Here is a 21944-nt window from a genome sequence, read left to right on the forward strand (position 1 = left end):
TAGTACAAAGATACTATTTCAAACTAACATTTCTCATTTGTCGCAAAATCCAGTTGTGTTTCTTTGTCAGATAAGAGGACGGATTCTTAGGATCATATTCTTTAGGATTAGGTAAAACAGCAGCTATCCAGGCCGCTTCGGAGCTCGTAAGATCTTTGGAAGACTTTCCGAAATAGTATTCAGATGCAGCCTCTATTCCAAACACGCCACGCCCCATTTCGATGGAGTTAAGATACCTTTCTAAAATAATATCCTTCCCCCATACTTTCTCTATGATAAAAGTATATACAGCTTCCAATCCCTTTCTTATCCAGCTCCTTCCCTGCCAAAGAAAAATATTCTTTGCGGTCTGCTGAGAAATGGTACTTCCACCCCTTACTTTTTTTCCTTTTTCATTGTTTTTCATTGCTTTTTCAATAGCAACATAATCAAAACCATTATGAGTAAAGAACTTCTGGTCTTCAGAAGCAATAACTGCTTTCTTTACATTATTGCCCATTTCATCATAAGAAATGTAATCTCTTTGCAGTTTTCCATACTCAAAAAGTCCTCCAATCTGAGTAATGGTTATGGGTGGATTGAAAAATCTCCCCCATACAATGAACACTACATTCAAAATCAGAATGATAAACAGCAGTTGTTTTATTTTTTTCCACATACCTTCTAAAAAAGCACTACAAAAATAAACAAATACTCCGAGTTATTGCAATTCTTTCATGTATACCAACTGATAATTTGGCAGAAGTTCAGGATGGAAAATCTTAATATAATCTTTAAGAACCCAATCTGCACGTACTACACCACTTTCAAAGAAATCGTTGGCCTTTTGTTTTTCTCTTCCGGAAATACTATAGATCTTTCCTTTTGTGAATACTCCTAATTTCCCATAGAAAGGATTCATGTTCAGCATTTCTTTTTTAGAAGTATGATTTCCGGCATTTACCCAATACTGAACTTTATCTGACTTTGCGAAAACCTCTTCAAAAGTCATAGAAACAGCTTTCTCTTCTTTGTTATCTTTCAAAATATATTCTGCATTGGCATCTGAAAGATAATTCGCAACAAATGTTTTACCTCCTGACAAATACCAAACATCACCATACATTTCATTGGTTAGAACAAGTGGCTTTTCCTTAGCCTTTAATGCAAGCTGTTTGAGTTCATTGTAATTTTTTTCGATTTCCTGATATTGAGCCTGAGCTTCTTTATCTTTTCCAAAAAACTTTCCAAAAACTTTTAAGTAAGCGGTTTTCTCAAGTGGTTTCTGCTCTAGATATTCATCAAAAAAGACAACCTGTATTCCGTTATTTTTCAATAATTGATAGGTATTTTCAAAACTGGCAATATAGTTTGTAAAAATCGCATCAGGTTTTAAAGAGATTATTTTTTCAACATCATATTTCTGGTCACTTCCTACATTCTGGATCTTTCCTTCTTTAATTAAACTTTGAATTTTTTCTGAATAAATATACTCAGGACTTGAAACTCCGATCACTAAATTTTCTGCGTTTAGCGCTGAAACATACCCCATCAAACTTGCATTTAACAGGATCACTTTCTTAAAAGGAACCTGATTGGTCTTAAAATCATAGGTGTAATTTCCCGATTTTATGTGCAATCCATTAGCTTCATCCTTGTATTGAAGCCTTTTTGAGATCACATTCCAATCATTAGACGATATTTTTTGTTCTCTTTTACAGGAAATTAGAGTACAAAATACAAATAATAGTAAAATTCTTAGTTTCATATTTCAAAGAAAAGAAAAAAGTGTTATATTTGCAAACCTTTAAGAAAGGCCTCGTGGCGCAACTGAATAGCGCATCTGATTACGGCTCAGAAGGTTACAGGTTTGAATCCTGTCGAGGTCACTAAAACGGCAAATATCTTAGATATTTGCCGTTTTTTATTTCTTAATTCTTTCAAGTTTGCGGAAAGCGTTTTTTCAAGGGTGATAACAGGATCAGGTAAACACAGTGCTTACTTTTTTGAATATTTAAATTTGCTTTTCATGTTAAATATAAGTAATCGTTTTTCTTTCAACCTTAAAGAATCAGACTCTGAATTTCACAAAATTAAATAAACATTGCCTGCAAATTATCTATGCATAAATTAGAGTTTCAAAGAAAATAAAAACTACTTATGTTTTTTTAATTGTATTCCGCGTAAGATAGATATAATTGAACATGCAAAATGTGGCTACCGCCCCAAAAGTATGCCATAAAAAGTGTGTTCCGAAACTCAACAATTCCCATTTATCAACGATGCGGAAAGTGAGTGCGAGAGTAAACGACAATAAAGCAAAGCCTACCCATTTACCTGCTTTCCACCTGGTATAGATTAAATAACTTAATACCGAAAAAAGCACAAATGAAGCCATGATTGCATAATTTACGTTGATAAAGAGAGAAGGGTTATCTATCAAAATCCAATTTCTCAAAGCAAACATAAGTAACAGATATACAAGAACCATTAAAACAGCATAGTACCATCTGATGCTCTGAGCTACAAAATAAAATCCGGCAGATAAACAGAGCAACATAATGGGCATCCAATCCATCATGATAAATACCGGCCATTGTCTGAATGAATGGTAAACAGTTCCCCCTATGGCACCAACATATAATAAAACTAAGCAGTAGGTTAAAAAAGGATATTCTTTAAAATTACCCTTCATTTTAAGGGTCCAAAAAATGGCTATGGCTAAAAATAATAGAGCAGTTATTGCATTTAACGGTTCAGGGAAAAACTGAGCCATATCTGTTTCTTTATATAACATGCCTCCGTCCGGAGGTATTGGGTTTATCGGCATTGTCTTTTTTTATATTATATTTCCAGGCATGCTTTAGAGTGCAAAATACAAACACAAGCCATTTTTTCTAAACATTCGTAAACATTATACTACTATACTTCTTCTAAATATAGAAAAAATTATGGTATTATATACCTGGATGTGCCCGATTGTATTTTATAAAAATGTTAATTCTACTTCTTATACCAATAAACCAGATTGATTATTTTTTGATTAAAAAGATAAACGCAAAGTTCATTAATAATTCCGCTTTATTTTAAGGAGCAAAGTGATGCGACTTTGTCGCTGATGAAGCGGTTGCATATACATACGCTTCGATGAATCAACTTCGTTGATTCTATTCTTTGCTTTCTTACCATCAACAGTTTCAAAAATGAAAACTTTGCGTCAGAAAAACGCTTCATCTGTATCAAATACTCCCAACCATTTATTTAGCTGCTCAACCTTCTTATCCTGAAGTGGCGTCAGCCATCTTCTTTTCTCTCCTTCTTTGAAAAATGAGGTGTGCCGCATCCAGCATTTTAACCGTATGGATGTAGGGCATAACCATATTTCTTTCCGGTAGGTTTTCATAAACGCCCATTGAGAAATAGACGATTCCGGACATAAAATAATCAAATTCCTTGATGCTGTATTCTCTGAATGCTGTTTTGAAAACCAGCAGCGGATTCCGGTATTCCTTCTCCGAAAGCAAACCAAGAACCAACGGGGAAATCTTTTCCGGCCGGGTATCGATAGCCCATTGCCTTTCCTTCAGCATAATGAGATACCCTGCCCGGATCAACGACCTCATCGACTGATGAAACTGAAAGATGACTGCCGGATCTTCATTGATCCAACTATTCCTCTTTACCGCATAATTCATAATATTACTGAGCAATTCTTTGGAAACATCCAGCTCATTGAACTGAAAGAAAGTTTCCATCAGCTGCAATCCGGAGCACTTCTTACCTGCCCAAAACCGGGGATCGAAATCTGTTTTTATCTTTTTCATTGTTTGTATTTTTTTATAAATGTAAGAAAAGAAATTTAATTACGGTCGATCGACCGTAATTTTTTATTATTTAATTATTTCATTTGTTCTATGACAGATATAAACGAAAAAATTTGTTTATACATTACAAAAAAATGGTTGATACCTTGGCTTAAAGAAGGCAAGTCACAAAATTCTTTTGCCAAAAATCATGGCGTAGAAGAAAGTACCATTAGAAAAATTAAAAGTGAAGGAACTTACAGAGTACCAGTCGAAACACTTTTTAAAATATGTGAAGCAAGAAAAATTAGTTTATCTGATTTCTTTAAACTTATAAATGAATAAATCCTGACGAAAGTTGGGATTTTTTTTGTGAGAAAGTTTTGGGAAAATTCCGTAGAAATACTGAATTAAAATTTGGAAGTGCTTCTTATTTTTATTGTTTATGGGAAACCGTAATGTACACCAGAAATAGATGAGTAGATTTGATAATGATCAGAATATTGTTTATACCATTTTATATAGACAATATAGAATTTAAAAGACTTTTTTATAATCATGAAAATCATTAAAATAAAAAGCAATGTGTGATAGAAATGCTACAGCTAGTTGGAGTGGCTATTCACATCAAGGTCAGGTAGGACTATTAATTGCTCTACGGACCATGCAAGAGCCGGGAATCAATTTAAATACACATTTTGTCCAATTTGAAACACATGAAGATGTCGCAATTTATGAAGATATTCCTACGAATACTCGCCTTTATAAAACAGTCCATCAGGTTAAAGCATACTATTCTGATGGAAACCAAAATAAAAGTAAATATAATGCTGTATTAAATGAGACTTTTGAAGATGGAAATGAAAAGTTTCTGCATACAACAGCAGCAATAAGAGATTGGGACACCTCCTCCACAAGAAATACTAATAATGTTCGAAGATACGAATATACAACAACACAATTCCACTGTGGAACTACTGAAATTGAAAATTTTATAAAAACAGAATTAAATAATATTCTCAATGAAAATGATGCCGTAATTTCTGAAGCTTATTACAGGTTAACATTTGAACTAGATCATCGTATTAGGCACGAACATCAAAAAAAACATAGACACCTATTTGATATCAAATTTTGTTTGTCTGAAGTTAATGATCTAATTAGAAATAGGGATGTATTTACAAAAAAAGAAATCTTTGATTGCAGGAAATTATTTTACGATACTTATGCAGAAATATTAAAGACTGAGGATTTAGAACAAGCTCATATTGAATTTCTTGAAGAAAATATAATAAGACATATAAATGCTCTAAATGATGATAACTACTTGTCTTTTCTTCAACGTTTAAATTTACATGAAACCCCAGAAAGGTTAAAGCAAACCCAGGTCTATTACAATGTTCCTGGACTTGAGCAGGTATTTTTTAAAATGATAATAAACATTGTACATATACACCCGATATTAATGGAAAATGTAGTTAAATACCAAATAAATAATGAACCTAGCAGATATATTTTAACAGCTATTATCGATGAAAAAGACAAACAGCTTAGAGTGATTGAAAATATTCTCAGCAATTTAGATTCACAAAATCTGCTTTGGGAAAATCATTCTTTAATTAATAGAAATATTGAAGTTGATCTTATTTCAAGAAATCCAAATATTAATAATATTCCAAATCTGGAACAAGAATTTGAGGATAATAAAAAATTCATGTCATTTACCAACAGTAAACTTATTAATAGAGAAAACGCACTAAAAAAACTAAATGATGAATGAAGTAATTAACAAAATTTTAAATGAATCTGGCTATACTACAATAGAAAATGCAACACTTCAGTATTATACAAGAGAAGAAAAGTCATTTTTTTTCACTGTAAATATCTCCGAAGTGGACTTTGCAAATTTAAAGAGTAAAGAACTGATTAAGGAAAATGAACAATATAAAAGAGTTTTAGATGGTTTTACCGCGATTGTAAATAATGGTGAACAAATAACAATTGAAAAAAATTCTTCTTTGATTGTACTTGTAAAATGTAGTAATATAGAATCTATTGAAGAGCTAAAGCAACAGATCTTACTCTTTGAAGAGGATGAATATTTTTTTAAAAAATATGTAATAATATATACTAGCGAATCAATTATGCAACTTATTGACAATCCTTTAATACCTATATTAAGAGAAAAAGTTGGCAATATTGATCTTTTTAACACTTTTGCCTCAACTGGATACAAAACTGATATTTCGGAATACGTTGTTATCATGGAGTTATTTATAAAACTTCCATTTTTAAGTCTTGCTGAAGATAGAGAAGGATTTACAGCACTCAGTGAGAAAATCACATATACCCTTGATAATGATATGCCTCGTTATACAACTTTACTTAGTAAGACAAATGAAATAAAACAGCTTGATTTTAGTAGGCCTGAGGATGAAGCTGAAATAAATGAACTTTTAAGTTTTTTTTCCAATGATTAAATTAAAAAAAATATCCCTTCAGAATTTCAGAGGAATTAAGTCCAAAACAATTTTTGATTTCAATGATTCAACAGCACAGGTAAACATTCTTTCAGGTCCAAATGGGTTTGGAAAAACAACTATTTTTGATGTCATCGAAATCTGTCTTACAGGTGAATTTAAAAGAATAAATCTGTTTGACAATGTCCAAAAGAAAAATAACAATAAGAATAAACCATTTTTCCAAAATACAGATAACGAAGATGTTATTCTTAAGTTATGGCTTCATGATTCGACATCGAATACCGAATATATTATTATAAAATTTTATGACGATGATGAATCACCCACAAGAAAAGTTTTTGGAAGAGATTTTATCCCTGGAGATGCAGGAAATATTTTTACCACATTTCTCTCTAACAACCCAACTCATTTTTCTGAAGATGATTTTTCAGAACTTTCACCTGTCCAGCAAATTCAAATTAATGCTATTATTTACGGTGTAGATTCGAAAGTTGATTTATCATCAGTATACTATCTGTTTAATTATATTCAACAGGAAGATAGTATTTATTTTCTGCGTAAAAATGAAGATGATAAAGGAGCTTCATTAGGTTTTCTTTTTAACATCGAAAAGGAAGAAGGTGAAAAACAAAAACTGCAGGAATTGAAAGATGTCTTGACGAGACAACAAACAGGAATTAATGAACAATTAAATCAACTACGAGATTCCTTACCAGATTCGGAAACAAGAGAGTATAAAAAATTACTTCAGGAAAAAGATTTTGATTTTGATTTGGAATTACCGTTTAGAAATTTAGACTCAGCTAAGGAACAACTTAATTTTTACCAGGATCTACTTTCTAAATTATCACTTCTTCGAAATAATTTTTCTACTGACGAGTACGAAAAGTCATTAAGATATCATAAACTGAATAACGAAGTACTTGCTAATGATCAAGTATTAAAAGCAATATTAATAAAGTCCATCTATAGTACTGAATTGGTGGAAACCGTAGAAATAATCAATTCAAAATTAACAAATGCTAGAGAATTTTTAGAAACTAGTAATAGTACATTTATCGAAAAAAAGTATTTTGATTTGTTTTTACCTGACAATCAAGAATATTCTGATTATCTTGTTTTTGAAGATAGTATAAAAGGCATAAACAGAGATTTGGGAGATATCGGTAGAATTATTTCAGAAATAAATTCTGATCGAAATAAAATTCTTGAAGAGTTTAATAAAATAAAACATACGGATCACATTATTGAAACAAACTGTCCTTTATGTGATTCAAGTTTTGATTCGTTTGAATCTTTAGAATCTGCAATACAATCTAAAACTGTTTCATTAGAATTATATAATTCTCAAAAACTACAACAAAAAACAGAATTGGAAGAAGGTTTGAAAGCGGTACATGCTAAAATAGCAAATTCAGCGAAATTATTTATATCTACCAATAAAGTTACCGAGCAAGCTGTTATTGCTCTTTTTAGAGAATTTACTAACCTAAGGGATTTAACGGATCAAATTTTTGAAAGCTATCCTATCTTAAATAGTGAATTACTGAATGAAATAAACTTCTATCAGCCACCAACTACTTTAGCTGAAATTGTCGAAAAACAAGCTTTACTTAAAAACTTTTTAGAGCAAACTCTTTTAGCAGAATTAGTGTTTAATGAATCATTAATAGAAAATAAGCATTTATATATCCAATATTTTGATGCAGATAAAGAAAAATTCTCAATTATAACAAATGAAATGATTCTTGAAAAAGCAGTATATATATCGGGATCCTATGCTTTAATGGCAAATACAAGACTCACTTTCCTACAAACAAGGCTGGACAAACTATCAGGATTGTTAGAAAAAATTCATCGTATTTATAATAAAATACATAAAACCATCCAAGATCATAAAGCTGAGATGATTGAAAGAATAAAAGTTCCCTTCTATATTTATTCTGGAAAAATTCTTCAAAGCTACCAACAGGGACTGGGCATATTTGTCGAGATACACTCAACAGATCAAAGTAACAATGTTAGATTTAAGACAGGAAATTCTTCAGATCATGACATAGTATATCATCTCAGCTCTGGCCAAATGGCGGTAGTATCATTAGCATTTTGTTTATCACTAAATAAAGTGTACAATACTAATGATAATTTTAAATTTTTATCTATTGACGATCCGGTTCAAACAATGGATGATTTAAATATTCACACTTTCATTGAACTAGTAAGAAATGATTTTATAGACTACCAAATTCTACTATCAACACATGATGACTTTACATCAAGATATATAAAATATAAATTCGATAAGTTTAACATGAATACTGATATTAAAAACATTCAACAAATTGTCTTAGACTCATCTAATAGTTAATAATTACAATAAGAAATAGATCAAAAATTAGTAAATTCATCATTTGAAACTAACCTTTAGCTCTCCCAAGTCTCCTGACTTTGGAGCAAGTGTAAAGAAAATAATCTTATTGACTTGTCCAAAAAGGGAGACTTTGCACAGCAGACTGCTGACAGTATCGATGTTGAAGAGACAAGTGGTAATTTCTTCACTTCTCTTTCCATTACTGCTAACTGATGGGTCATCATTAGCTGATATCTTCGTAAGTAAGGAACACGATGTGGCTGTTTAAATTAGTTTTTACTCAAGCAATATATCTGTAATTTCATCATATAATGCCCGTAACTGTTCCTCTTTTATAGCATCGATAAGCGTTCCCGTGTTTGTACAAAGGACGACGCTGGTATTTTTGGAAGGAAAATAAAAAGCATAGGCTCCGGCTCCGACACCACTACCCTCGTGGCCAATTGCATGCAGGCCGCTATTGGTTTTATAAAAATATAGCCCTAAGCCATATATCGGAGTACCCTGATAACTAACTGCAACCTTCATTTCTTCCAGCGATGCGGATGACAGTACCGTTTTGTCATGGAGCAGCCTGTAATAAAATCCAGCTATATCCTGAACGGAAGCAACAATACCATCATCCCCAATGAGGGTAAGTACTGTACCCAACTGCAACTCGCTCATATCGGTAAAAGTGCCGTCTATTTCCAGATAGTTAGCCGTCGTCCCTTTGGGAGCCGTAGTGCTTGCCGAGCCCGCTATATAATAGGTGTTGGAAAGTCCAATGGCGTTAATTATTTTGTCCGTAATATACTTTCGATGCCCGTTTTGAGTAACGCTATCAATAATAAGAGCCAGCAAGTGATAATTTATATTGCAATAGCCAAATGAGGTGCCGGGTGCAAATTTTGCAGGTTGATCGTATATATAGCTCAATACCTGTTCGCTCGTCATAGGCAGTGGCCCTGCAACAACATCGTTTAAAAACTGATCGTTATCTAAATAATCAGGAAGACCTGATGTCATATTAAGCAGTTGCCTTACCGTAATGATATTTCCGTTTGGCAGATGATTACAAATGTTAGGAAGATAGATGTTTACTTTGGCATCGAGATTAATTTTGCCCTCCTCTTTTAGCTTTAGAACAGCCACTGCGGTAAAGGTTTTTGAAATACTCTGCATATAGTGAAGGGCAGAAGCAGCCATCGGCTTTTCATTAATTACTGCGTCTCCTGCAACCAGGGTATAATTCTCTGAAACTGTTTGTACACTAAGGCTTAAGCCGGGGAAGTTGGACAAAGCTGTATTAAGTTTTTGCTGGGCCAGCGCTTTTCGATCAGGTGAGGGATTTGAATCGTCACTTCTACATGAGGTGATGAAAATAACAACAGCTAGTAATAAAAACTTTTTCATAACATGTAATTTGAATTATTTAAATACAAAATTCACGTAAGAAAATTGAGAAGAGGTTTCAAAAGCTTAAAAGTGCATAAAATGGTACCTATTTGCTGGTATTTTTATACTCGTTTGGTGTCTCGACAATTTTTTTGAAGGTTTTTATGAAAAGTTGTTTTTGAAGTAAAGCCATCTTCTAATCCCATCGCCGGCAAATTATAATTTTCATTCAGAATTTAAAATCATTTCCCTAACTGCAAAACTCAATAACATTGCCCCCCATTTTCGGGTTGAAATAATCTTATTTTACCCGCTCAAAGTCGCAAGACTTTCCACAGCAGAGCACAATATTTTAAAAATGATCCTTGACCATCATTTCTCTTTATGACTTATATCCTATTTTTGTAAAAAAACTAATGGACAAATTAAGTTTTCTGGAAGTTATTGCTGCGATGGCCGTTTTTATATCGCTGCTGCTTTCTGTTTTTTTATTAACGGTAAAAACAGAAAGAAAACTGGAAAACAGATTATTTGCAGCGTTCCTTATCATGAATGCCATTGATATCAGCGGAATTTTCATGCACCTTTTTGTGGACAGCTATAATCTGAAAGCTTTCAAAATATCTGCTTACTTATTGGTAATGCCTCTTTTTTATCTGTACGTGAATGCTGTTTGTTATTCTGATTTCACCTTAAAAAGAAAGCATTTATTGCATCTTATTCCTTTTACTGTTGCCAACTTAATGTTGGTTCCAAGACTTTATCTGGCAGAAGGTGCTGCTAAAGAAGCTTTCTTTACCACGATGTGGCAATCTCCTGAAATGTTTGTATATCAGCTCATCGGGGAACTGCAGTTTTTCTTTTATATCGTTGCCGTATTCATTGTGCTTAAAAAATATAAGAAGATTTATCTTGAAAACTACACGAATCCCAACACCTTGTTATACCAATGGCTGTTTCAGCTTACCACCATTTTCCTATTCATCCATGTATGTATTATTTTTAAAAATATCATACGATATACGGCATACAACGATCTATTTATCTGGATCCATATTGTAGCGGGAACTTCCTTTTTACTGGCTGCCTGCTGGTTTATATTAAAGGCATTAAATTATCCAGAGCTTTTTCGAAGAATTGATTCTACGTTACAACCGACAGAAGATTTTGCAGAAACATTAGAAACTGAAAATAAAACCGATGAAACAAAAAGCATTCAGATCGAACAGCTTAAAATATTTATGGTTGAAAAAGAACCTTTCCTGGAACCTTCATTAACGATTCAGGAATTAGCGGACCAGGTGAACATTCCTGTTCGTGAGTTGTCCGTATTGATTAACCATCACCTTAATCAGCACTTTTTTGATTTTGTAAATGAATACCGCGTTAAAAAAGCAATGACCCTTCTGAAAGATCCCACGAAAAAACAATATACGGTGTTAGAAATTTTATATGAAGTGGGTTTTAATTCAAAATCTTCTTTTCATACATCATTTAAAAAATACACGAACCAAACGCCAACAGCATTCAGAAATAGTTGATAATTAATTCATTGTAAATAATCGAACTTTGAATTGCAGATAATCGGACTCATTGTATTCATTAAAATGAGTCCGACTTTTTTATATGGACTTTTTTCAGGATTCTCTACAGCATATTTGCGTCAGATTATGAATATCAAATTAAAATTCTGACCATGAAATATGTAACCCTTATTTTATTTTTTGCCTTAGTTGGGTGTAATAGTGTTCACCCAACCCATCAACAAAATATTGAAAATGCCATTACAAAAAATGCTCTTCAGTTATTAGAGGACAGAAGATTTCATTCTGTTTCCATTGCCGTGCTTAAAGATGGAAAATCTACCATCAAACATTTTGGAGAATTAACGATTGGAAAGGGAAACAAACCCAACGATTCTACCCTTTATGAATTAGCTTCTGTCACTAAAACTTTTACAGGTTATGTAGCCGCTAAAGCCGTACTTGATCAAAAAATACATTTAGAGGATGATATCAGAATCTATCTTAACGAACCATACCCCAATTTAGAGTTCAAAGGTGAGCCTATAAGAATCAAACACCTCATCACCCATACCAGTGGATTTCCTAATTTCCCTATAAAAAGCGAAAATAAGAAGGCTTTTTTTGAAGGATTGAAACTCATCAAAATTGAAACGAAGCCGGGAGAAGTCTATTCTTATTCAAACACGGCTCCGGAGCTGACCGCCTATATCCTTGAAAAAGTGTATCAAAAATCTTTTGAGGGATTGGTCACTGAATGTATTTTGAAGCCCAATACCATGAACCAAACAAAATTTACACTCACTGAAAATGACAGAACAAGATTGGTAAAAGGTTATAACGATAAAAACGAGTTAATGCCTAACTTCAACAGAACTTTATGGGGTGGAATCTCAGGATTGCACTCTACAACAACAGATTTAGTGAAATATATGAAACTGCAGCTTGACCAGTCAAACCTTATTGTCAACGAATCTCATAAAAAATTACACAAAGAAGGTTCTGATTTTTGGGAAGGATATCATTGGTATATCATAGAAAATGACAATGAATTCATTTACAGACATCACGGTGGTATATACGGAATGCAGAATTGGTTTGTGATTTATCCTAAACAAAATATAGGAATATCCATATTGACCAACACCAGCTTTAATGAAACTGGAGAAATTTTAGAAAAAGTAGTTGATAAGTTGTATGATGACATCAAGGTAAACTAAAAAATAGGCAACAATATATTTTAATGGACTCAATCTAATCTTTTAGTAATAGCATATGATTGGAATATGAGAATGGGTACGAAGTTAGAGGGTCAACAGGTCCGCGAATATGAGAAGTATAAAACAACCGTTAAAGGCCATTGGGTTTTAAAGCAAAAACTTAGTAATTTTAAAATCTTAAATCCATGGAGATGAGAATATCTTTTTCAATTATTTTATTATTTTTTTGGTCTTTTTTAAATTCCCAGATTTCAATGTTGGTAAAGGAATTACCTTCAGACAAATATAAATATTATGTACCGGATAATGATGAGGCAACAAATTACGAATATCAATATCCTGGACACCTTATAGAAATAACAATATCAAATACATCGGATAAAAGTGTATCTTTTCCGATTGATACAGCTAGCTATGCAATGCCTTTTACCGATAATATCGAGCTATATTATAATAGTAAGCCCAATATAATTTCTAAGGGTGATCGTTATAATGTTCTGGGAGCATATGCTTTTATATATCAAAAAGGAATATTTAAGGATTTTGATGCAGGAAATGATCCTTTTTATGAAGAGGAACAGTTGGTTGAAATACAAGAAATTGAAAATACCAGACTTCAGAAGATCAACGAATGGAAAGAGGCAAAAAAAATTACTGATGAATTATTTGCCACCTATAATTGGTATATGATGACGCATATGGTAACCATCTTACCCCATGATAAAATCACATATAAATTGTATTTTAATCCATTCTTAAAGAAAATGTCTGAATATAGTGATAGACTTTATTATGATCAATTAGATTCTAAAATTCCATACAATGTCACTTTTAGATTGATACTTAATAAAAATTTGTATCAATTTTTAACTATACAGGATAAAAAGAAATATCCTGATTTATTTATAGGGACAATATCTTCAAATTCTCTTATTTTTAAATAAGAGACAAATCAATTTTTAATTCTTTCAACTTTGCGGAAAGCCCTTTTTCCTTAAAAAAGTTAATTGTTTTTATCAATTCGTATGAAAGAACTACATTTAGCCACCACAAATCTTTAAAACAACTCCTATAAAAATTGATTTATACAACACTTTTAAATATTGCTATTTTTCAGGGAATAGTCTTAGGCTTGGTTATTTTAAAGTCTTCTTTATTCAATAGCAAGTCAAATAAATATTTAGCCTGCTTACTATTTACACTTTCAATTAAATTACTGAATCATGTTTTTGAGATTCAACAGATATTCACCTCCTATCCTCTTCTCCATATTATAGATAACATCGAGTGGGTATTCCTAATGCCTGCTTTCCTATTCCTGTTTATTAAAAGCAGAACTGATCATACCGGAAAATGGAAACAAAAAAATTATTTGTATTTTATTCCGTTTGCCTATTCCGCTGTCCTTAATATTATAAACGATCTTGATCATGTTGCAGGGGTTTATACGTTTTCTGAGTCAGGTAACCGTATCATCGGAATACTTGGATTGATTCATCTTTTTTTAGCCGTTACATTCATCCCATTCCTTCCGGTTTATTCTTATTTTATGATAAGACGTTTAAAAGATTCACAGGAAAAAAAATGGATACTTACCTTATTAACAATGGTTTCTTTCGTGCTATTTGCCTGGCTTATTACCGCTCTAGCCGGCTTACTTCTTGACTATGATATTTCTTCTACGATGAGTGTCCTGGCTTTATGTGCAACATTCATCATTCATTGGACCTCTTATATAGGCATTTACAAATATAAACTTGCCAAAAATAAAGAGGCCATCTCCAATTTTCTAAACAATGATCCGGCTATTTTGTATCCCAATCTGCAAATCGTAGAAAATAATACACCACAAGAATATAAGGAATCTATCACAGCGGATAATCTTTATTTTCAAAAACTGGAACTTCTTTGCAAGGATCAGCACATTTATACCGACAGTACCTTAAACAGAGAAAAAGTCGCTGAAAAACTAGGCATAAGCGCGGGATATGTTTCACAAATTGTAAACACGATAACAGGAGACAACTTTGCCCATTATATCAATCAATATCGAGTGGAAGCAGTGAAGGAAATGATGTCAAATTCAGAATATGACAACTATACTTTGCTGACGATGGGATTGGAATCCGGGTTTACTTCAAAAACGACTTTTTATAAAGCCTTTAAAAAAGTTACGGGTCAGACCCCCAATGAATATAAAAATACCAGCAAATAAGTACCATTTTATCCAGTTTTAAGGTTTTGAAACCCGTTCTAATTTTTATTATTTGAGTTTTGCATTCAAATAATTCAAATTAACTTTTTATGAAAAAAACCTTTTTACTACTCATCATTTTGTTTGCTTTTAATTGTGTGAATGCTCAAAATGAAACTGATGCAAACCCTTATCAGAAAAACAATGAAATCAAATTAAATTTAATCGCGCCCTTGTCTGGTGCTGTGGAAGCGGGTTATGAACGGCATTTAAATAAAAACTCATCACTGGGGATCTCTGGATTTTTTGTTTATGATCATAAAAAAGAAAAGGATACGAATTACTTCATCTCCCCGTATTACAGATACTATTTTGGAAAAAAATATGCTTCCGGCTTTTTTGTTGAAGGATTTGGAATGTTCACGTCCATTGATGGAAAAAAAATATACTCAGCAGACCACCTTACATTCACTGAAAACAAAGATGTTTATGATGTGGCACTGGGTGCTGGCCTTGGCTGGAAGTTGGTCACAAAAAAAGGATTGGTTTTTGAAGCCAATGCAGGCTACGGAAAACTTTTGTTCAATGGAGATAAAACAGAGCATGGCGTGGTTGCAAAGTTTGGATTGAGTATTGGTTATCGGTTTTAATATAAATAGATCTAAAACTAAAGCATAACAGGAATTTTACCTGTAGTAGATAAAACACAAAACTGAAGAAAGAACAAAATCCTGACGAGAGTTGGGATTTGTTTTTGTAAATGGATATAGAAGTAGCTATAATGACTGCTTTGTCTTCAAATAAAATCATCAAAATTATATGTTAATTTTACAACTGATTAGTCCTATTAAATAAATAAAAATTAAAAAAAGCTCATTTTCAATAAATTATGTGTATATTTGTAAAATAATCAGGCTTCTGCCAGTGCTTCTTCTGATTTTTGAATTTATTCTTATCCATCAGTCTTCGCATTTTCAGCCGCTAATTTTTGTCATCAATATAACCGGTGCAGTACCTTTTCCAACTTGAATACTTTCAAGATTAAAAAAATACCAACATCATTTCTTGCTTACAAATCGATTAACTACTGTTTTGATATAATCAATTCAATAGTGGCGGTAGCCAAAATAAATAGAATACAATAATTTTTTAATACAATACAATGCAACAAGGAACAGTAAAATTCTTTAACGATGCCAAAGGATTTGGTTTTATTACTCCATCAAATGGTGGTCAAGACGTTTTCGTACACACTTCAGGATTAGTAGATAACATTCGTGAAAACGATGTTGTAACATTCGATGTACAAAACGGTGCGAAAGGCGTTAACGCAATCAATGTTAAATTGGTTTAATTTCTGAAGATTAAAATACTTCAATCGAAATATAAAGCAGATAATTAATTTTATCTGCTTTTTTTTGTCTTAATAAATAACCTTTTTAATGGTGCTTCTGTATTGTATGCCAACAATTTAAACGAAAATATTAATGAAAGGTTTGAGGATTTTTCCTTCCCTATACTCTTCAAAATTATGATTTCTGGAAGCATTGATGTCTTTGAAGTGATAGCTGAAAAAATTATCTAACTTTTCATATGGTATTAAAAAGTTCTTTTTCTTTTTTCAGTAAAAATAATTTTAATGGCTTTCTCTTTGGCTTTTTCAACTCTTCCACACAAAGTTTCTTTCTATCCATTTTTGACCAACATATCAGGTTTTTTTGATCCAGTAATATAATAGATATATAAAAAATATAAATTGATTAAACTTTACTATTATGTAAATTTGAAAAAATATAATAGCCGCTATTCAAATACGAAGTTATGAGAAAATTTATATTAATTATTTACATTTTGTCATTCAATTTGTCATTTTCGCAAACTCATCGTTTTATCTATGAACTCAAATATAAAAGTGATTCTTTAGAAAATATTTATTCTACAGAGGAAATGGTCTTGGATATTAACCCGACAGACGTAAAATTTTATGAATATGGTTTTATCGAGAACGATTCTCTGATGAAATTACCAGAACACCAATACGCCCAACACACGAGTCAAACAGGACTAACAATTTCAAGAAAAAAAGATTCTAATAAAAATATTAATTACGCTCAAATCAGGATGATGCCTTTTTATTACTCATTTGAAACAATTGATGAGATGAAATGGGACATACAAAAAGACACAAAAATTATTGACAAATATAAACTGCAAAAAGCAACGACCAATTTTGGAGGACGACATTGGACTGCGTGGTTTGCAATTGAACTTCCAATTTCAGAAGGCCCTTACAAATTCAGAAACCTTCCAGGACTTATTCTGTTTTTAGAAGATTCCAAACAAAATTATTTGTTCAGTTTTGTTCGAAACAAAAATTTCCCCAAAACATATGATACTAAAGAATTTTTAGAAACCCACTATGGAATGAATCCAATAAAACTTAATCAAAAAAATTGGATTAAATTAAACCTGGAATTTTATAATGACCCTTACGCCAGGATGAGAACGGAATTTCAGCCAAGTTGGAATGTCCAAATTAATGGTAGGAAAATCAAAGCAAAAGAAGAATTCAACGAGTTAACAAAATCAACTCAAAACGATATTCGACAATATTACAATCCCATTGAATTAGATAAAGCTATTCCATATCCTGATAAATAAGGGGCATACCCCCCTACTCTGGTGCCAGCGTAACGCTCGTTGCCTATTTCATAGATTGCAAATTTAAATCTATTTCCAAAATCTCCTGATCATCATTATAGTAATTTCTTACTACTATATTCCATTAGTAAGATTCTGTTACAAAACCTCTTCAGGCTAACTTAAGTTTTAAAGATCATAAATAAAGATCCGAGAAAATGTATTTTCTCGGATCAATTTATACGTGTTGATGTTTTACTCGCTTTTTGTCATAGAATACGCCAGCATGGGGATAATAGGTCTATTTAACCATATTAATATTTCACTTCAATTTTATTACTTTCAATTTTTCCAATGAATAATTTATAATTGCGCAGCTTTTGTTTTTGAGACGTAGTAAGATATTTATACAAGCAGTTATCTATGTTTAAAGAAAGGGATATAGTATATTGTTTATTATCTTCTATAAGATAGTAATAATATAAATAATTGCTATTAGTGACATTATGTAAATCAAAATAAAATATTTTTTCAATCTTTTCTCCCGGTTTTAAATAAATAAGATTATTAAAAATATAATAATTGATTTTTGCTTCATCAAACGACTTAATATCATTTTCTTTCTGCCATAATTTTATCTTTTTTTCATATTTTTTCTTCTCTAAATTAATTCTTTTTACTTCACTTAAATCATTGATTTTTATAGCTCCTGCCAAAGATTCTACAACTTTATTATTTTCATTTACTTTAATATTTAATCCTAAGTATGGAGATCCATGTATATAATTACTAATTTCCAGACAAACATTATCAAAGTATGGAGACAATACTAAAGTATCTAAGGGAATTACTAAATCATTATTAGTTTCGTTTACTAAGACAACTTGGGCTTTTTTATTTAAGTGGTCAATATTAAAATCAATTTTTATTTGTGCATTAAATTGATAAAACACAAAAATATTTAAAACAATAAGAATTCTTTTTATCATTATAGTATCATTTTGAATTATAAATTTTTTGCCACTCTCGTTGTAGCATCTTTAAATAAGGTTGAATTTTATCCATCGCCCTTACATCTATTTGGTTATAGTACTTTCTTGTTGCTTGTATATCATTTAACCCATCATATCTTGTCTCACCATGATTAATTTCCCCCACGCTGGCGCGAGCGTCACGCTCGTTGCCCATTCTCATATTGCAAATTTAAATCTATTTCCAAAATCTCCTGATCATCATTATAGTAATTTCTTGTACTACTATATTTCCATTAGTAAGATTCTGTTACAAGACTTCTTCAGGCTCACTTAACTTTTAAAGATCATAAATAAAGATCCGAGAAAGTATTAATTTCTCGGATTTATTTATAGATGGCTGATTTACTTTATTCGGACACTAGCGTGATGCTCGCGTCAGCATGGGGTTTTCCATAATTTTGATAAACAAGCTGCAATAAATATTAAGCTAACACTATCACAAACAACGACAGCTAAATCAATAACTTTTTAATTAACAGAATATTTTCGTGGTTCAATACAAAATGATGTCTTTCACCATTTCCTAAGAGACAATAAGCAAAATTTAAAACAATCGATAAGCTTAAAAAAGAAATAAAAGAATATATCAATTATTACAATAACGACAGAATAAGGTTAAATTTAAAAGGAAAGAGCCCGGTACAGTACCGAACTCTTTCATCTAATTATATTGTTTAATTTTGTATAATAATTTGAGGTAGTCTATTTGCGAGGTTTTTTTATAATCTGCCACACGATACAATCGTGCGGGAGTGAGGGGACTAATTACACTATTGCCACTTAAGATAATCATCTTCATTTTTTAAAGCAATTGGTAAAAACTCATTAGCTGTTTTGTGAATATATTCCCATTCATCCTTATTTAATAAAACTTCCTTTTCAATAGAATAAATTTTAAATGATAGTTCCCTATTATAAATAGCAACTTCTAAAAATGGAGCTATATCTCCCTTATAAAAAACTTCTAAATAAGGATAATCTGAATTAATATCTCCTACTTCTTCAATTCTAATATTATTTTCCATATAATTTCTTATTTTAATCCTCTAAAACCTATAAATATTCCATCAGAACTCCAACTTGCAGCATTACCATTTTTTAATATGTAGGTAACCCCACGCTGGCGCGAGCGTTATGCTCGTTGCCCATTCTCATATTACAAATTTAAATCTATTTCCAAAATTTCCTGATCATCATTATAGTAATTTCTTGCACTACTATATTTCCATCCATAAAGCTCTGTTATAAAACCTCTTCAGGCTCACTTAATTTTTAAATACCATAAATAAAAATCCGAGAAAATGTATTTTCTCGGATCTAATTCTAAATTGCTACTATCTCTATCGCTTTTTGTGATAGAATGCGCCAACATGGGGAAGAAGCAGGAAATAAAAATAATATGTTCTTTATCATTTTACAAAAGGGATTTTAGCTTCAATACTGTCATCTAGTAGAATATAACCCTTACCTTCTAAATCACTAATGTATTGTTTACAGCTTGATGTCATACCATTCTGCTTAATGTGTCTTGATTTGACATTCCAAATGTAATTTCCAGATTTAGAAAAGTCATATATACCTCTTTCCGTATAATTTAAAATTAGAATTGTATCCATTTTCTGTTTAGGTTTTAATATAATCAAATCAGTTTTACAATCATCATTATCACGTGAATAATAGCCTTTTGAAAAAGCTATAGGATTTAATTTTTCATTATTTAAGACCCAATAAGAATCACCGATAAAGCCATAGGGATCAATAATGTAAATATTGTTAGTATTATTTTTTAAAGAATATATTGTTGGGACTTCTGTCGTGAGCGTTGTAGGTAATTTTAAAAGAATATCCACTTCTTTGCTTTTATTTAATTTCATTTGGGATGAACAAAAAGCACAGTTAATACATGTTATTATTAATAAGATTGTCTTTTTCATTTTTATTGTCGTATAATATTATTTAAAATGTAATTTTGAATTAGTACTAAATAGTTTATTATTCCGTGGTCCATTGCCCCCACGCTCGCGCGAGCGTCACGCTCGTTGCCCACTCTCATATTACAAATTTAAATCTATTTCCAAAATCTCCTGATCATATCATCATTATAGTAATTTCTTGCACTACTATATTTCCATTCATAAAGAAACCACTTTCATACTCACTTAACTTTTAAATATCATAAATAAAAATCCGAGAAAGCATACCTTCTCGGATTTATTTATAAATGTTGATATTTTATTTGCTTTTTATCATAAAATTTACCAATGAGGAAAGAAAGTAATGGACTTATTTATAAACAATTTTATTACTTTCTATTTTACCCGTAAATAATTTATACTTTTTTAATTTTTGTTTTTGTCCTTTTGTCAGATAAGTATATAAAAACTTATCGATGCAGTATTTTAAAGAAAACTTATAATGATGATCAGCTTTTAAATCATAATGATCATAAGTTCCGGATATTTTATCTGAATTTAACTTGTCAGGAGTGAAATATTTATAATATACTATTTCTTGTTTTGGCTCTAACAAAATAATATTTGAATATAAAAGCTTATTTTTAATTGCCCAATTAGAATTTTGGCTTATTCTATTTTTTTGTCTCCAAGATTCTATTTCTTGATTCTGAATTTGTAAAAGAGAATCTCTTTTGTTCATTTCTGCAACAACTTTTTTATCATTTTCATCAATTCTTCCCATCAACTTAAATTCTGGAACTGGCATAATGGGTGAATTATCATTTACATCCACAATACAAGATTTTAACATTAAATCTTTATAGCTTTCAGCATCAGAAAAATTAACGCAAGGTTCACCATTATAAAAGGGCTTGAAATCTAAAGTATCAAGGGGTAATGCATAGTAATTGTCAGAGTTATTTTTTATTATAATTTCTAAAAGTTGTGGTGAATTATTATTTGTATTTTTAGTACTAACTTTTATATTCAAGCTAATCTGTGCAAGAAAAAATGATGAATAAAAAAATATTATATAAATAAATTTTGTCATAATTAAGGATTTGAAAATAAGTTTGAAAATAGTTTTTTGTTATTGTTTATAAATTCAGTTGATTTAGGTGGAAGCCCCCACATAATTCTATATTTATTAACTTTATCGTCTACATTCACATCATTTCCCCATACTGGCACTAGCATCACGCTCGTTGCCCATTTCATATACTACAAATTTAAATCTATTTCCAAAATTTCCTGATCATCATTATACTAATTTCTTACACTACTATATTCCATTAGTAAGATTCTGTTACAAGACTTCTTCAGGCTCACTTAACTTTTAAAGATCATAAATAAAGATCCGAGAAA

The 21944-nt window shown here is 31.2% G+C and carries 23 protein-coding genes and 1 tRNA gene; 13 read left to right on the top strand and 11 right to left on the bottom strand.

Going from position 1 to position 21944, the window contains the following annotated elements; translation table 11 throughout:
• Positions 1–13 precede the first annotated feature (13 nt).
• Positions 14–658, bottom strand: coding sequence for a monofunctional biosynthetic peptidoglycan transglycosylase (gene mtgA, locus AC3WRL_RS13475; protein WP_214831569.1), 645 nt, complete (start codon positions 656–658; stop codon positions 14–16).
• 42 nt (positions 659–700) lie between these two features.
• Positions 701–1747 (bottom strand): ABC transporter substrate-binding protein, encoded by a 1047-nt coding sequence (locus AC3WRL_RS13480; protein WP_492330491.1) that lies wholly within the window; start codon positions 1745–1747, stop codon positions 701–703.
• 47 nt (positions 1748–1794) lie between these two features.
• Between AC3WRL_RS13480 and AC3WRL_RS13485 the strand changes: the two genes are divergently transcribed.
• Positions 1795–1868 (top strand) — tRNA-Arg (locus tag AC3WRL_RS13485).
• Positions 1869–2137: 269 nt separating this feature from the next.
• Here the strand turns inward: AC3WRL_RS13485 and AC3WRL_RS13490 are convergent.
• Together AC3WRL_RS13490 and AC3WRL_RS13495 are read right to left on the bottom strand one after the other, a co-directional pair.
• The gene (locus AC3WRL_RS13490; RefSeq protein WP_492330492.1) at positions 2138–2809 is read right to left on the bottom strand and encodes a hypothetical protein; all 672 of its coding nucleotides are present in this window, start codon (positions 2807–2809) and stop codon (positions 2138–2140) included.
• Between the two features lie 448 nt (positions 2810–3257).
• Entirely contained in the window at positions 3258–3803 is a 546-nt protein-coding gene (locus AC3WRL_RS13495) for a hypothetical protein (protein WP_492330493.1), read from the bottom strand.
• Between the two features lie 90 nt (positions 3804–3893).
• Between AC3WRL_RS13495 and AC3WRL_RS13500 the strand changes: the two genes are divergently transcribed.
• The 4 genes from AC3WRL_RS13500 to AC3WRL_RS13515 all read left to right on the top strand — a co-directional run bounded on the left by AC3WRL_RS13500 (position 3894) and on the right by AC3WRL_RS13515 (position 8633).
• Complete coding sequence (locus AC3WRL_RS13500; RefSeq protein ID WP_492330494.1) at positions 3894–4127, top strand: helix-turn-helix domain-containing protein; 234 nt, start codon at positions 3894–3896, stop codon at positions 4125–4127.
• A 238-nt stretch (positions 4128–4365) separates the two neighbouring features.
• Entirely contained in the window at positions 4366–5562 is a 1197-nt protein-coding gene (locus AC3WRL_RS13505) for an ABC-three component system protein (RefSeq protein WP_492330495.1), read from the top strand.
• On the top strand, positions 5552–6262 hold the full coding sequence (locus tag AC3WRL_RS13510; protein ID WP_492330496.1) for an ABC-three component system middle component 1: 711 nt from the start codon (positions 5552–5554) through the stop codon (positions 6260–6262). The genes AC3WRL_RS13505 and AC3WRL_RS13510 overlap by 11 nt, the downstream gene beginning before the upstream one ends.
• Positions 6255–8633: an AAA family ATPase gene (locus AC3WRL_RS13515; RefSeq protein ID WP_492330497.1), complete on the top strand. Its 2379-nt coding sequence runs from the start codon at positions 6255–6257 to the stop codon at positions 8631–8633. The genes AC3WRL_RS13510 and AC3WRL_RS13515 overlap by 8 nt, the downstream gene beginning before the upstream one ends.
• 279 nt (positions 8634–8912) lie before the next feature.
• Here the strand turns inward: AC3WRL_RS13515 and AC3WRL_RS13520 are convergent, their stop codons facing one another.
• Positions 8913–10031 carry a serine hydrolase domain-containing protein gene (locus AC3WRL_RS13520; protein ID WP_492330498.1) on the bottom strand — a complete coding sequence of 373 codons (1119 nt, stop codon included), beginning with the start codon at positions 10029–10031 and terminating at the stop codon, positions 8913–8915.
• Between the two features lie 398 nt (positions 10032–10429).
• Here AC3WRL_RS13520 and AC3WRL_RS13525 point away from each other — a divergent pair, with 398 nt between their 5' ends.
• The 7 genes from AC3WRL_RS13525 to AC3WRL_RS13555 all read left to right on the top strand — a co-directional run bounded on the left by AC3WRL_RS13525 (position 10430) and on the right by AC3WRL_RS13555 (position 17611).
• On the top strand, positions 10430–11554 hold the full coding sequence (locus tag AC3WRL_RS13525) for a helix-turn-helix domain-containing protein (RefSeq protein ID WP_214831577.1): 1125 nt from the start codon (positions 10430–10432) through the stop codon (positions 11552–11554).
• A 155-nt stretch (positions 11555–11709) separates the two neighbouring features.
• Positions 11710–12756: a serine hydrolase domain-containing protein gene (locus AC3WRL_RS13530; RefSeq protein ID WP_492330499.1), complete on the top strand. Its 1047-nt coding sequence runs from the start codon at positions 11710–11712 to the stop codon at positions 12754–12756.
• Between the two features lie 254 nt (positions 12757–13010).
• Complete coding sequence (locus AC3WRL_RS13535; protein ID WP_492330500.1) at positions 13011–13700, top strand: hypothetical protein; 690 nt, start codon at positions 13011–13013, stop codon at positions 13698–13700.
• 134 nt (positions 13701–13834) lie between these two features.
• Positions 13835–14971 (top strand): helix-turn-helix domain-containing protein, encoded by a 1137-nt coding sequence (locus AC3WRL_RS13540; protein ID WP_492330501.1) that lies wholly within the window; start codon positions 13835–13837, stop codon positions 14969–14971.
• A gap of 89 nt (positions 14972–15060) precedes the next feature.
• Complete coding sequence (locus AC3WRL_RS13545) at positions 15061–15600, top strand: DUF3575 domain-containing protein (RefSeq protein ID WP_492330502.1); 540 nt, start codon at positions 15061–15063, stop codon at positions 15598–15600.
• 512 nt (positions 15601–16112) lie between these two features.
• Complete coding sequence (locus AC3WRL_RS13550; protein WP_214831582.1) at positions 16113–16304, top strand: cold-shock protein; 192 nt, start codon at positions 16113–16115, stop codon at positions 16302–16304.
• A 467-nt stretch (positions 16305–16771) separates the two neighbouring features.
• Complete coding sequence (locus tag AC3WRL_RS13555) at positions 16772–17611, top strand: GLPGLI family protein (RefSeq protein WP_492330503.1); 840 nt, start codon at positions 16772–16774, stop codon at positions 17609–17611.
• A gap of 293 nt (positions 17612–17904) precedes the next feature.
• Here AC3WRL_RS13555 and AC3WRL_RS13560 read toward each other — a convergent pair whose 3' ends face one another.
• Both AC3WRL_RS13560 and AC3WRL_RS13565 read right to left on the bottom strand, forming a co-directional pair.
• Positions 17905–18579 (bottom strand): hypothetical protein, encoded by a 675-nt coding sequence (locus AC3WRL_RS13560; protein ID WP_492330504.1) that lies wholly within the window; start codon positions 18577–18579, stop codon positions 17905–17907.
• Positions 18580–18586: 7 nt separating this feature from the next.
• Positions 18587–18784 (bottom strand): hypothetical protein, encoded by a 198-nt coding sequence (locus tag AC3WRL_RS13565; RefSeq protein ID WP_492330505.1) that lies wholly within the window; start codon positions 18782–18784, stop codon positions 18587–18589.
• A 392-nt stretch (positions 18785–19176) separates the two neighbouring features.
• On the opposite strand from AC3WRL_RS13565, the gene AC3WRL_RS13570 reads away from it, so the two are divergent.
• Positions 19177–19302 carry an IS3 family transposase gene (locus AC3WRL_RS13570; protein WP_492330693.1) on the top strand — a complete coding sequence of 42 codons (126 nt, stop codon included), beginning with the start codon at positions 19177–19179 and terminating at the stop codon, positions 19300–19302.
• Between the two features lie 92 nt (positions 19303–19394).
• Here the strand turns inward: AC3WRL_RS13570 and AC3WRL_RS13575 are convergent, their stop codons facing one another.
• The 4 genes from AC3WRL_RS13575 to AC3WRL_RS13590 all read right to left on the bottom strand — a co-directional run bounded on the left by AC3WRL_RS13575 (position 19395) and on the right by AC3WRL_RS13590 (position 21797).
• Complete coding sequence (locus AC3WRL_RS13575; RefSeq protein ID WP_492330506.1) at positions 19395–19649, bottom strand: hypothetical protein; 255 nt, start codon at positions 19647–19649, stop codon at positions 19395–19397.
• A gap of 384 nt (positions 19650–20033) precedes the next feature.
• Positions 20034–20558: a hypothetical protein gene (locus AC3WRL_RS13580; protein WP_492330507.1), complete on the bottom strand. Its 525-nt coding sequence runs from the start codon at positions 20556–20558 to the stop codon at positions 20034–20036.
• Between the two features lie 349 nt (positions 20559–20907).
• Entirely contained in the window at positions 20908–21630 is a 723-nt protein-coding gene (locus tag AC3WRL_RS13585; protein ID WP_492330508.1) for a hypothetical protein, read from the bottom strand.
• A gap of 2 nt (positions 21631–21632) precedes the next feature.
• Positions 21633–21797: a hypothetical protein gene (locus AC3WRL_RS13590; protein WP_492330509.1), complete on the bottom strand. Its 165-nt coding sequence runs from the start codon at positions 21795–21797 to the stop codon at positions 21633–21635.
• Positions 21798–21944 lie beyond the last annotated feature (147 nt).

The sequence above is a fragment of the Chryseobacterium sp. FW101-FHT12H09 genome (assembly GCF_058790395.1).